The sequence below is a fragment of the Streptomyces sp. HNM0575 genome (genome assembly GCF_012726265.1).
In the GTDB taxonomy this organism is placed as follows: Bacteria; Actinomycetota; Actinomycetes; order Streptomycetales; family Streptomycetaceae; genus Streptomyces.
In genome coordinates this window covers 635,192-648,094 of record NZ_JAASAG010000001.1, presented here as the reverse complement: position 1 = coordinate 648,094, position 12,903 = coordinate 635,192, and the positions used below count along the sequence as shown (strand labels likewise).

9 protein-coding genes are annotated in these 12,903 nt (G+C 71.8%); 3 read left to right on the top strand and 6 right to left on the bottom strand.

Annotated features, from left to right (window positions below; all coding sequences use genetic code 11):
- Positions 1-216: 216 nt before the first annotated feature.
- From ppdK to HCC61_RS02605, 6 genes are all read right to left on the bottom strand, one after another.
- Positions 217-2,922: a pyruvate, phosphate dikinase gene (ppdK, locus tag HCC61_RS02630; protein ID WP_169133550.1), complete on the bottom strand. Its 2,706-nt coding sequence runs from the start codon at positions 2,920-2,922 to the stop codon at positions 217-219.
- A gap of 435 nt (positions 2,923-3,357) precedes the next feature.
- Positions 3,358-4,284 (bottom strand): Gfo/Idh/MocA family oxidoreductase, encoded by a 927-nt coding sequence (locus HCC61_RS02625; RefSeq protein ID WP_346776987.1) that lies wholly within the window; start codon positions 4,282-4,284, stop codon positions 3,358-3,360.
- Positions 4,285-4,377: 93 nt separating this feature from the next.
- Entirely contained in the window at positions 4,378-5,583 is a 1,206-nt protein-coding gene (locus HCC61_RS02620) for an ROK family protein (protein ID WP_169133548.1), read from the bottom strand.
- Positions 5,584-5,590: 7 nt separating this feature from the next.
- Positions 5,591-6,607 (bottom strand): carbohydrate ABC transporter permease, encoded by a 1,017-nt coding sequence (locus HCC61_RS02615; RefSeq protein WP_240968352.1) that lies wholly within the window; start codon positions 6,605-6,607, stop codon positions 5,591-5,593.
- A complete protein-coding gene (locus tag HCC61_RS02610) occupies positions 6,604-7,608 on the bottom strand; it encodes a sugar ABC transporter permease (RefSeq protein ID WP_169133547.1) in 1,005 nt (334 codons plus the stop codon). Before HCC61_RS02610 ends, HCC61_RS02615 begins: the two co-directional genes overlap by 4 nt.
- Positions 7,605-9,026, bottom strand: a complete 1,422-nt coding sequence (locus HCC61_RS02605) for an extracellular solute-binding protein (RefSeq protein WP_169133546.1) — start codon at positions 9,024-9,026, stop codon at positions 7,605-7,607. Before HCC61_RS02605 ends, HCC61_RS02610 begins: the two co-directional genes overlap by 4 nt.
- Before the next feature lie 163 nt (positions 9,027-9,189).
- On the opposite strand from HCC61_RS02605, the gene HCC61_RS02600 reads away from it, so the two are divergent.
- The 3 genes from HCC61_RS02600 (at position 9,190) to HCC61_RS02590 (ending at position 12,901) form a co-directional block, all read left to right on the top strand.
- On the top strand, positions 9,190-10,236 hold the full coding sequence (locus HCC61_RS02600) for a zinc-binding alcohol dehydrogenase (protein WP_169133545.1): 1,047 nt from the start codon (positions 9,190-9,192) through the stop codon (positions 10,234-10,236).
- A gap of 110 nt (positions 10,237-10,346) precedes the next feature.
- Entirely contained in the window at positions 10,347-11,147 is an 801-nt protein-coding gene (locus HCC61_RS02595) for a sugar phosphate isomerase/epimerase family protein (RefSeq protein ID WP_169133544.1), read from the top strand.
- A 128-nt stretch (positions 11,148-11,275) separates the two neighbouring features.
- Positions 11,276-12,901, top strand: coding sequence for a hypothetical protein (locus tag HCC61_RS02590; protein ID WP_240968427.1), 1,626 nt, complete (start codon positions 11,276-11,278; stop codon positions 12,899-12,901).
- Positions 12,902-12,903 lie beyond the last annotated feature (2 nt).

Sequence of the window (12,903 nt, the reverse complement as noted above, 5' to 3'; positions counted from 1 at the left end):
GTCGAGAGCAGGCCGAGGTCGGGCGATGAAAGGGGGTGGCACCTCCGCACAGGTGCCACCCCCGGGTTCCCGGGGTCCGCCCCGCGGCCGGTGAGGGTGCATGGGCGTGGGGCGGGCCGGGAAGTGCGATGCGGACGGGGCGCGGGACGCGGGACGCGGGACGTGAACCGGCCGCCGGGCGCGGCCCGGAACCCGGACCGTGCCCGCGGCGGTCCGTCAGTCCGTCGCCGCGGCCCGCCCCGCCTCCAGCCGTGCGACCGGGATGCGGAACGGCGAGCACGATACGTAGTCCAGGCCGACCTCGTGGAAGAAGTGCACCGACTCGGGGTCGCCGCCGTGCTCGCCGCAGACGCCGAGCTTGAGATCCGGGCGCGTGGCGCGGCCCTTCTCGACGGCGAGGCGGACGAGTTCGCCGACGCCCTCCCTGTCGATCGTCTCGAACGGGGAGACGCCGAAGATCCCCTTCTCCAGGTAGGCCGTGAAGAAGCTGGCCTCCACGTCGTCCCGGCTGAAGGCCCACACCGTCTGCGTGAGGTCGTTGGTGCCGAAGGAGAAGAAGTCGGCGCATTCGGCGATCTGGCCCGCCGTCAGCGCCGCGCGCGGCAGCTCGATCATCGTGCCGAGCGTGAGGTTCAGCTCCGTCTCGTGGCGCTCCTCGACCTCCGCGATGACCGCTTCGGCCTCCTCGCGTACGATCTCCAGCTCCTGCACGGTCCCCACCAGCGGGATCATGATCTCCGCGCGCGGGTCCCCGCCCGCGGACTTCCGCTCGGCGGCGGCCTCGGCGATCGCCCGTACCTGCATGGTGAACAGCCCGGGCACGACGAGGCCCAGCCGCACGCCGCGCAGCCCCAGCATCGGGTTCTGCTCGTGCAGCCGGTGCACGGCCTGGAGGAGCCGCAGGTCGTTCTCGTTGGCGTCCTTGCGGGACTCGGCGAGCGCGACCCGCACCGACAGCTCGGTGATGTCGGGAAGGAACTCGTGCAGGGGCGGGTCCAGCAGCCGTACGGTCACCGGCAGTCCGTCCATGGACTCCAGCAGCTCCGTGAAGTCGCCCTGCTGGAGCGGCAGCAGGCCCTCCAGCGCCTCGTCCCGCTCCTCCTCGGTGTCCGCGAGGATCAGCCGCTCCACGAGGCTGCGCCGCTCGCCGAGGAACATGTGCTCGGTGCGGCACAGTCCGATGCCCTGGGCGCCGAAGCGCCGTGCGCGTGCGGCGTCCTCGGCGTTGTCGGCGTTGGCCCGCACCCGCAGCCGGCGCACCCGGTCCGCGTACGCCATGATCCGGTGCACGGCCTTGACCAGTTCGTCCGCGTCGTCGGCGCCGGCGTGCATGCGGCCCTCGAAGTACTCGACGACCGGCGAGGGCACGACCGGCACCTCGCCCGCGTAGACCTTGCCCGTGGACCCGTCGATCGAGACGACGCCGCCTTCCTCGATCACCTTCCCGCCGGGCGTCTTCAGGCAGCGCCGCTTGGTGTCGACCTCCAGCTCCTCCGCTCCGCACACGCACGTCTTGCCCATGCCGCGGGCGACGACGGCGGCGTGCGAGGTCTTGCCGCCGCGCGAGGTGAGGATGCCCTCGGCGGCGAGCATGCCGTCGAGGTCGTCCGGGTTGGTCTCGCGGCGGATGAGGATGACCTTCTCGCCGGAACGGGACCACTTGATCGCGGTGTACGAGTCGAAGACCGCCTTGCCCACGGCTGCGCCCGGCGAGGCGGCGATGCCCCAGCCGATCTCGTCGGCGTTCCGTACGCCGCCGTCGCTGTCGAAGCGCGGGAACATCAGCTGCGCCAGCTGGTTGCCGTTGACCCGCTGAAGCGCCTCGGCCTCGTCGATGAGGCCCTGGTCGACGAGCTGGGTGGCGATGCGGAAGGCCGCGGCGGCCGTGCGCTTGCCCACGCGGGTCTGGAGCATCCACAACTTGCCGCGCTCGATGGTGAATTCGATGTCGCACAGGTCCCTGTAGTGCGTCTCCAGGGTCTCCATGATCTGCATCAGCTGGTCGTAGGAGGGCTTGTCCAGCTGTTCCAGCTCGGCGAGCTGCACCGTGTTGCGGATGCCGGCGACGACGTCCTCGCCCTGCGCGTTCTGTAGGTAGTCGCCGTAGACGCCCTGCTGGCCGGTGGCGGGGTCGCGGGTGAAGGCGACGCCGGTGCCGGAGTCGGGGCCGAGGTTGCCGAAGACCATCGAGCAGACGTTGACGGCCGTGCCGAGGTCCTGCGGGATGCGCTCCTGGCGCCTGTAGAGCTTGGCGCGCGAGCCGTTCCACGAGTCGAAGACCGCCTTGACGGCGAGGTCCATCTGCTCGCGCGGGTCCTGCGGGAAGTCCCGCCCGGTCTCCTTGAGCACCAGGTGCTTGAACTTCTCCGCCAGGCTCTGCATGTCCGCCGTGTCCAGGTCGACGTCGCTGGTGACGCCCTTGAGGCTCTTGGCCTGCTCGATCGCCTCGGAGAAGACCTCGCCGTCCATGCCGAGGACGGTGTCACCGAACATCTGGATGAGGCGCCGGTAGGAGTCCCAGGCGAAGCGCTCGTCACCGGACTGTGCCGCCAGGCCGTGCACGGAGTCGTCGGAGAGCCCGATGTTGAGGACGGTGTCCATCATGCCGGGCATCGAGAACTTCGCACCGGACCGTACGGACACCAGCAGCGGGTCGTCGGCCTGCCCGAGCTTCTTGCCCATCTTCCGCTCCAGCGCGTCGAGATGGGCGCTCACCTCCTCGCGCAGCGCGGGCGGCTCCTCGCCGCTGTCGAGGTAGACCTTGCACGCCTGCGTGGTGATGGTGAATCCGGGAGGAACGGGGAGGCCGAGGTTGGTCATCTCGGCGAGATTGGCCCCCTTGCCACCGAGGAGGTCCTTGAGATCCTTGTTGCCCTCTGTGAAGTCGTAGACGAACTTCTGCGCTGCTTCGTGATCCGGCACGGGACTCGACCCCTTGTGGACGGCTGGCCTGACGGCGGGGAGCGTACCCAGATCGAAGGCAGAGACGTACGTCCAGCGGTACGCCAAAGGGCCGTAACCACCCGGACGGCGAGGATCGAAGGCGGCGCCCTCCTCGTACGGCCGCAGAGCCGGACTCCACAAGTCGAATCCACGACTCCGTCGAGCCACGGAAGCGGTCACTGTCACCACTCTCGGTGGCCGTCGCCTTCGGGGTCTGAATCTAGGAGCGGTAAAGTCGCCGACTGCTCCTTGGAGATCTGGACCGCACAGCTGAGCGCTCATCTGAGCCCACCCCTGATCAAGGTGGCGAGAATCACGCCCACGAGGGACCGCCGGGGGTCTCACAATGCGGACATCCGGGGACGGTCCCGGATCTCCCCGGGCTCGCGCCTCACAGCAGGTGCACCGGCGCGGTCAGGCGGCCGTGCGCCCCACCTGCTCCAGCAGCTCCTGGAGCCGCAGTCCGCGTGCCGCGTCCGGGTCCGGCGCACGCCTGCCGCGCACCGCCCCGGCGAACTCTCGGCGCAGCACCGGCCAGCCCTCTTCGAGGTCCAACTCCGCGGCGTCGTAGACGAGTTCGTGCTCCTCGCCGTACAGCTCGATCCGCGTGCGCGTGCGGGCCACCCGTATCGAACCGGACAGCGACGCCTGGCTGACGGCGCCGTTCTCGTGCTCGCAGGTCAGCTCGATCCAGCGCCGCGGGTCGCCCGTGCCGCGTACGGAGGCGATCGGGCCGACGGCGAGGTCGAGCAGGTCCAGCAGATGAGGGCCGAGGTCGAGCAGCGCGCCGTGCTCCAGGCGCCAGCCGGTGGCCATCTCACCGCCGAGGAAGGCGCCGTGCACATAGAGAGAGCGGGCGCCGGCGACCTTCGACTGCCGTGCGCGGGCGAGGAATTCACGGGTGGCCGGGTGGTAGCGCTTGCTCAGCACGAGCTGGGAGACCACGCCGGCGCCGGCTATGGCGCCGGCGAGCTCACGGGCCGACGCGAGGTCGGGTCCGAGGGGCTTCTCCAGCAGCAGGGCGCGGCCCGCCCGCGCGGCCCGCGGGGCCAGTACGGCCTGGACCGCGGGCGGTACGGCGAAGGCCAACGCCTCGCAGGTGCCGAGGAGTTCGTCGAAGGACGCGGCGACACGGGCGCCGTAGGGTGCGGCGGTCTCCGCCGCGGCCTCGGGCCTGCGGGCCCACACCGCGGCCAGTTCCGTCTCCGGGCCGGCCGCGAGCATCCGTGCGTGCATGGTGCGGGCCCAGGGGCCGGCGCCGACGAGGCCGACGCGCACCGGGTCGCCGGTCCAGGGCTCGGCGGGGGACGGGGTCCGGGGCGGGCTCGGGGTCTCGGTCACGGAGGCTCCTGGTTCTCGTTCCGTACGGGACATCAGGCGATGCGGGGATGCGGGGATGCGGGGATGCGGCGCGGGGCCGGAGAGGGCGGCCGGTCAGCCGCCGAGGGCCGCGAGCCGCGCGTCGGCACGGTCCGGCGAGTAGAGGTCCTCGACGACGATCGCGGCGGCGCCCAGCAGCCCCGCCCGCTCCCCCAACCGCGAGGTGACGACGGTCAGATGGGCGGTCGTGCGCGGCATCGCCCGCTGGTACAGCAGCTCCCGTACGCCCGTCAGGAACGGCGTCCCCGCGAGTTCGCCCGCGATCATCAGCACACCCGGGTTGAGCAGCGTGACGACGGTGACCAGCACCTCCCCCACCCTGCGGCCCGCCTCGCGTGCGAGGCGAACCGCGTCCGGCTGCCCCGCCGCGAGCCGGTCGCGTACACCCGAGACGGAGTCGGTCGCGACGCCCGCCTCGGTGAGCTGCGCGGCGAGCGCCCGCCCGCTGGCGACGGCCGCGAGGCAGCCGTACGAGCCGCACATGCACAGCGCCTCGGGCCGGTCGTGCAGCCTGATGTGGCCGATGTCGCCGGCGCCGCCGTCGATTCCGCGGTAGAGCCGGCCGCCGGCGACGACGCCGGCGCCGATGCCCGTGGAGACCTTCACCAGCAGGAAGGCGGCGCAGTCGCGGTGGGCGGCGCGCTGTTCCGCGTAGGCCATCAAGTTGGCGTCGTTGTCGACGAGTACGGGCGCCGCGGGCTCTTCGGAGGAGATGTGGCGCGCCCACGCCTCCTGGAGTCTCTCCCGTATCGGGAAGCCGTCCCAGCCGGGCATGATCGGCGGCTGTACGACCAGGCCCGACGCCCAGTCGACGGGGCCGGGCACGGACAGTCCGATGCCGCAGACCCGCTCCGGCGGGGTGCCGGTCTCCTCCAGCAGGTCCGCGAACCACCGTGCCAGCGCGTCCAGTACGCGGTCGGGGCCGTCCGAGATCAGCATCGCGCCAGAGCGTTCGGCCAGTACCCGGCCCGATAGATCGACCACGGCCGCGCCTGCGTGCCGCGTACCGAGGTCGGCGGCGAGCACGACGGCGTGCCCGGCGTCGAACTCCAGCCGTGTGGAGGGCCGTCCGCCTCCGGGGCCCTCGACGGGCTCCGCCGCGCCCTCGCGCAGCCAGCCCGCCGCGAAGAGCTGGTCGAGGCGGTGGCCGACGGTGGAACGGGAGAGCCCCGTGGCCCGTTGCAGTGCGCCGCGCGTGGTGGCGCTGCCGTCACGGATGAGGCGGAGCAGATGTCCCGCGCTCGCCTGGTTCCCGGTCATCGACTCCTCAGCTCTTGTCCGCCCCACTGGTCAGGCCCTCTGTCAGCAGCCGTTCCGCGGCGAGGAAGAGCAGCACCACGGGAACGGTCAGCACGACCGATCCTGCCATCAGTACGGTCTTGGACACCTCGATGCCGTTGGCCAGTTGCTGGAGTCCGAGGGAGACCGTCCAGTTCTCCGGGGTGGCGGCGAGGAAGAGCAGAGCGAAGAGGAACTCGTTCCACGCGATCATGAAGATATAGAGACCTGTCGCCGTCAACGACGGTGCGGCGAGCGGGAGTACGACCTTGCGGACGGTCTGGAGCCGCGAACAGCCGTCCAGGGCCGCGGCCTCCTCGACGGAGACGGGGATCGTCGCGAAGTAGTTGCGCAGCATGTAGACCGAGACGGGCACGGTCTGCGCGATGTAGACGATCGCGAGCCCCACGATGCTGCCTTGCAGCCCGATCTTCGCGAACATCACGAACAGCGGCACCGCCAGCAGCGTCGCCGGGAAGAGATAGACGGCGAGGAAGAGCGCGCTCAGCTGCCGGCCGCCGAAGAAGCGCAGCCGGCTGACCGCATAGCTGCCGGGAATCGCGGCGAGCAGGGTGAGGACCACGGCGCCGAGCGAGGCGAGCGCGGAGTTGCGCAGCATGCCGAGGAATCCCTGGCCGCCCTCGGAGGTGGGCCGCAGCACCTCCTCGTAGGTGCTGAGCGTGAACTCCCTTGTGGAGACCCACAGTCGGCCGGGGTCGAGGAGGAGCGCGTCGATGGGTTTCAGCGACAGCAGCAGCATGTAGTAGAAGGGCACCAGCGTGACCAGGGCGAGGAGGGCGATCACGGCCCAGCGCAGCACGCCGAACAGCCGCTCCTCGAACCGGGCCCGGCTGAAGGGGACTCGGGCGCGTGGGGCGCGGCGCCTCCCGCTGTTCTTCTCCCCCGCAGCTGCCGCCTGGGCGGTGCCCCCGTCTCCGCCCGCACGGATCACAGACGCGGGCATCGCGCGCCGCTGGCGCCCGGTGTTGGTGCGTGCGTCGCTCATGAGGACTCCTCCTGGGCCTTCCTGCCGAAGAAGGCGAAGTACAGGCCCAGCAGCGCGATGAGGATCACGGCGAGCACGAGCGCCTGGGCAGCGGCGGCGCCCACGTCGAAGCGGGCGGTGAGGAAGTCGTAGACGCGCACGGCGACGACGTCGGTGCCGGAGCCCCCGCCCGTCAGCAGGTACACGTCGTCGAACTTGTTGAACTCCATGATGAAGCGGAGCACGCACAGCAGCGCCACGACCGGCATCAGCTGCGGCAGCAGTACGTGCCGGAAGCGCTGGGTGGGCGCGGCCCCGTCGACCTTCGCGGCCTCCTCCAGGCTGTCGGGCACCGCCTGGAGCCGGGCGAGCAGGAAGAGGAAGGCGAAGGGGAAGTAGCGCCACGTCTCGAACGCGATCACGGTCAGCAGGGCCAGCGGCAGCTCGAAGTGCAGGCCGGCCAGGGAGACTTCGTAGCTGCGGGTGGAGAGGAAGGCGACCGGGTCGTCCCAGCCGAGCAGCTTGGCGCCCCACTCGTTGACGATGCCGAACTGCGGGCTCAGCGCGATCTCCCATACGAACGCGACGGCGACGACGGGCGCCACGTACGGCAGCAGCATCGCGCCGCGCACCAGCCCGCGGCCCCTGAATGGCTTGCGCAGCGCGAGGGCCGCGACCAGGCCGAGCACGACGGAGCCGGCGGTCGCTCCGACGGTGTAGAGCAGGGTGGTCCACAGGCTGGTCCAGAAGCCGGGCGAGCCGAAGACGGCCTGGAAGTTCTCCAGCGACCAATCGCCGAGCAGGCCCATGCCCTGGATGTCTACGAGGCGCGCGTTCTGGAAGGCGAGGAGCACCGTCCACAGGACGGGCAGCACGACGACCACGGTCACGACCACGACGGTGGGGGTGACGAACGCCAGCCCCGCACGGTTCTCGCGGGCGGCGGCGGTGACCGGGCGACGGCGGACGGGGAGACGGCGGACGGGGAGACGGCGGCCCGGCCGGAAGTCGGCGCCGCTCACCGCAGGGACCGCCGCAGCGCGTCGATCTCGTCCCGGGACTGGCGGGCGGCCTCGCCGGGCGTGGTCTGCCCGCTGGTCATCGCGCCGAGCACCTTGGCCACGGGCAGTTCACCGTTGGTGGCGCCGACGAGCGCGCCCTCGCCCTGGAGGAAGCCCCAGCGGCGCATCACGCTGATGCCGCCGCTCAGCTCGTCCAGCAGCTCGTCGGGGTAGATCGAGTCCAGCGGCTTGCGCACCTTCGCCTCGACGCCGAGCGGGCTGGAGTGCCAGGCGCGGGTGTACTTGCGGGGATCGTCCGAAGTCCCTTCCCGTACGGGGATCTTGCCTTCGGGCGCCATCCCGAACCAGTCCTCGTAGCCGTCGCTGAGCATGTACTTCACGAAGGCGCGGGACGCCTCGGTCTCGGCGGTCTTCGTCACCGCCCACGACGTGATCTCGCCGAACTGCACCGGCTTTCCGCCGTCGGGACCCTTCATCGCCGTGGTGATGCCGCTGTTGCGGGCGAGGAACTCCTTGTCCTTCCTGCACTGCGGGCAGCTGGGCACGGCGTCGGCCCGCTGCCCGGACAGCTCGTCCAGCAGGAAGGAGGACCACACCATCATCGGCGACCTGCCCGCGAAGTACGTGGCGCGCGTGGTGTCGACGGTCTGGGTGCCGGGCGCCCCGTGCTTGCGGGCGAGTTCGTCGTACGTCGCGAAGGTGCGGCGGCAGGCGGGCGAGTCGAGCGTGACCTCGCCCTTGCGCGTCAACTGGCAGTCGTTGGCGAGCGCCAGGTACTCGAAGCTCTGCTGGGTGAAGACGTCGGAGGGGTCGGCCGCCAGCGAGATGCCGTGCATGCGGCCGCGGTCGAGCTTCTCGGCGGCCTTCGCCACCTTCCCGTAGTCATCGGGTGCGGGCAGGCCCGCCTTCCTCAGCAAGTCCTTGCGGTAGACGAGGAGTTGGACCCAGGCGTCGGAGGGGACGGCGAGCCGGGCGGGACCGTCGGAGGTGAGCTTGAGGGCGTTCGCGTTGAAGGTGTCCTCGCCGAGTTGCTTGACGATGCCGGCGGGGACCTCGGTGTCCAGCAGCCCGTTGCCGTACATCTGCCAGGCCTGGCCGAGGGGAAGTGCGCCGATGACGTCGGGCAGATTGCCGGACGCGGCGGCCGACATGATCAGTTGGGGGAGCTGGCCCTCGTCGACCCCGACCAGTTCGACGTCCACGCCGGTCCGCTTCTCGAAGCGTGCGACGTTCTTCTTCTCCGCCGCCATGCGCGCGGGCAGGTTCTCCAGCGTCCACACCGTGATCCTGCCGTCGGGCCGTGCGGGGCCCGACTGCGCGTCCGCCGAGCATCCCGCGAGCAGCGCGGCACTCAGCGATACGGCGACTGCCGCCGCAACGGCCGCGATTGCCCGCCTCCTGGCGTCCCGGCGCCGCATCCACATCCGCATTCCTGTCTCGTCCCGCCCTCGTTCCCACCCGGCTTCCGCTTTACAGGCCTGCATCTCAGCACCACTTCTGCCTATTAACAAGACGTATCTCTCATGTATCTTCGACGGAACTTGAGAGGCCCACGTCAGAGCCGAGCCCCCGGAGTGCGTTGTGGAGCGAGTCGTCCAGTTCACCGGCCCGCGGCAGGTGGAGGTCGCGGAGCAGGAGCGCGCACCGCTGCCGCACGGCCATGTGCGCCTGCGCACGCGGTATTCGGGCATCTCGGCCGGTACGGAGCTGACCGCGTACCGCGGCACGAACCCCTACCTCACCCGCACCTGGGACCCGCAGGCCAGGCTCTTCCGCGACGGCGCACCCGGCATCGAATATCCGGTCGCCGGCTGGGGCTATTCCGAGGTCGGTGAAGTCACGGAGATCTCACCGGAGTTGGCGGACACCCCGGGGATGCCGCGGGTCGGCGAGCTGGCGTGGGGCATCTGGGGTCACCGCAGCGAGGGCGTCGTACCGGGCGAGCGGCTGGCCGGGCACACGCTGCCCGCCGGGGTCGAACCGCTCGCCGGCGCCTTCGCGCGCGTCGGCGCCATCGCGTACAACGCCGTGCTCGGTGCGGGCGTCAACCTCGGTGAGGACGTGGCGGTGTTCGGGCAGGGCGTCATCGGCCTGCTGACCACGCGGCTCGCGCGGCTCAGCGGAGCCCGAGTGATCGCGGTCGACGCGCTGGACGTGCGGCTGCCCGTGGCACGCCGCTACGGGGCGGACGTGACGCTCGACGCCCGTGAGGACGAAGTCGCCGAGCGCATAAGGGAGTTGACGGACGGCCGTGGCGCGGACGCCGCCGTCGAGATCAGCGGCGCCTATCCCGCGCTGCACGAGGCGCTGCGCTCGGTGGCCGTCGGCGGACGCGTCGTCGCGTCCGGCTTCTACCAGGGCGACGGCGCGGGGCTGCGGCTCGGCGACGAATTCCACCACAACAGGGCGCAGTTGATCTGCTCGCAGATCGGCGGCGTACCGCAGGAGCTGGCCGGGAGGTGGAGCGTGGAGCGGCTCCAGCGGGAGTTCCTGCGGCTGGTCGCCGAGGAGCGGGTGGACGTGCGGTCGCTCGTCAGCCATGTCGTGCCGGTAGCGGAGGCGGCGGGCGCGTACGAACTGCTCGACCGGCGCCCGGCCGAAGCCCTCCAGGTCGTGCTCGAGTTCTGAAGCTCCCAACGCCCCTGGCCCACCCCGCCCAGAGCCGCCGCTAATTCCCCGCCCTCCAATTCCGCCCTCCAACACCCGGTGTACGAGCCGTACTTCGCGAAAGGCCCGAGATGTTCACTACCGCCTGCCAGGAGCAACTGCTGCCGGGCGAGACGCTCCAGCAGAAGTGGGAGTTCGCCCGGTCCGCCGGCTACGGCGCGATCGAGCTGCGCGGAAAGGGCGGTTTCCACTTCCGGGAGCGGCTGCCGGAGCTGCGCAGGGCGCTGGCGGACGGCGTCGTGATGCCGACGGTGTGCGTCGAGATGCCGCACTTCTTCGGCGCCTTCGACGAGGAGCTGCGCCGCGACGCCGTGGCGCAGCTGAGATCGCAGCTGTCGGTCATCGCCGAACTCGGCGGCCGGGGCGCGATGACGCCCGCCTCGTACGGGATGTTCTCGCGCCGGCTGCCGCCCTTCGAGCCGCCGCGCGGCGAGGAGGAGGACCGCGAGGTGCTGCTCGCGGGACTGACCGAACTGGGCGAGCACGCCGCCCGCGAGGGCGTCGCCCTCTTCCTCGAACCGCTCAACCGCTACGAGGACCACATGGTCAACAGGCTCGGCCAGGCAGTGGAGTTGATCCGCGAGACGGGCCTGGGCTCGGTCCGCGTCGGCATCGACAGCTACCACATGAACATCGAGGAGGCCGATCCGCCGGCCGCGATCCTCGACGCCGCCCCCTACATCGGGCACGCGCAGGTCAGCGACTCCAACCGCTTCCAGCCGGGCGCGGGGCACCTGGACTGGCCCGCGTGGCTGGGCGCGCTCGAAGCGGCCGGGTACGAGGGCGAACTGGCCGTGGAGTGCAGGCTGGACGGCGACCCCGAAGAGGCCGTGCGCTCCGTCACGCCGTTCCTCACGCGGGCCGCCGCGTGAGCGCCTCCGCGCCCGCGTCGGCGTCACGCACCTCGGCGGCGGAGGGGACACGCACCGGGACCGGCACCGGAGACGGCACCGGCGCCGGTGCGGCGAGGTCCGCCAAGTCCCTTGCCCCGCACCGGTCTTTGGGACGGGCCGAGCGCAGCCGGCTGCGGCGCGAGGCCCACCGCGTGCTGCTGCGCAACTGGACGGGCACCTCGACTGTGCCCTCCCACGGCCTGTATCCGCACCAGTGGAGCTGGGACTCGGCGTTCATCGCCATCGGGCTGCGACATCTCTCACCGGTACGCGCCCAGCGCGAACTGGAGACGCTGCTGGGAGGCCAGTGGGGCGACGGTCGCATCCCCCACATCGTCTTCGACTCCCGGGTGCCGCCCGGCGCCTACTTCCCCGGCCCGGACTTCTGGCGCTCCTCCTCCGCGGGGGCCGCCTCCGGCGCGGGTGCGCCCTGCGGCGTGGAGACGTCCGGGATCGTCCAGCCGCCGGTGCACGCGCTCGCCGCCTGGCTGGTGCACACGGCGGATCCGGACGCCTCCCGGCGCCGCGGATTCCTCGCGCGGGTGCGTCCGCGGCTCGCGGCCTGGCACCGCTACCTCGCCGCCGAACGCGACCTCGGCGGCGGCGGGCTGGCGGCGGTCGTGCACCCGTGGGAGCCCGGCATGGACAACAGCCCTTGCTGGGACGGCCCGTTGGCCCGTGTCGAACCGGCGGCGGCGGACTCCTTCCGGCGGGCCGACCTCGCACACGGCGCCGCCGCCGAACGCCCCACCGACCTGGACTACGGGCGTTACGTGGCGCTCGCCGCCGGCTACCGCGACCACGGCTACCGGGACGCGGACGCCCCGCACCCCTTCGCCGTCGAGGACCCGTCGTTCAACGCCCTGCTCATCGTCTCCGAGCACGCCATGGCCGCCGTCGTCCGCGAGCTCGGGGGCGATCCGGGGCCGCACCGCGAGCGCGCGGCCGCGCTGACGGACGCCCTGGTACGGCGGCTGTGGTCGCCGGCGTCCGGCCAGTTCCTCTGCCGTGACCTGCGCGGCGGCGGTGAGCCCGGCGTCGGGTCCGGCGCCGGCCGCGGCGGCCTGCCGGGAGCCCTCGTCGACGCCCGCAGCGCCGCCGGGCTGCTGCCGCTGATCGCGCCGGACCTGCCCGGTGACATCACGGCCGCACTGCTGCGCACCGTCACCGGCGAGCACTTCGGACTGGGCCACGGCGTGCGGCTGCTGCCCAGCTACGACCTGCACGGGCCCGCCTTCGACTCGTACCGCTACTGGCGCGGCCCGGCGTGGTTCAACGTCAACTGGCTGCTGGAGCGCGGTCTTCGGCGCTGCGGCGAGACCGAGCGCGCCGACGCGCTGCGGGCGGACGCGCTCGGTGCGGCGGGTGCGTCCCGTTTCGCCGAGTACCTCGACCCGTACACCGGCGAGGGCCGCGGCGCCCGCGACTTCAGCTGGACCGCGGCGCTCGCCCTGGACCTGCTGAAGGGCCCGGATCCGGGACGGGACGCGGGACCGGTTCCGGGACCGCCGGATTCAGGACCCGATTCGGAACCGGTTTCAGAGCCTGATCCAGGACCTCATTCAGGCCATGAGTGCGAACGGGAGGTTCAGCGGCCCGCATTCACGTCAATGACCCCGGAGTGCACATCAGAGCCGCCCGAACCGCCCGAACCTCCGGAACAACAGGCCGGGTCGTCCGGGGCGTCCCGGGCGCCCGCGACGCCCGAGCCCGAGCCCGAGGAAGGACCCTGACC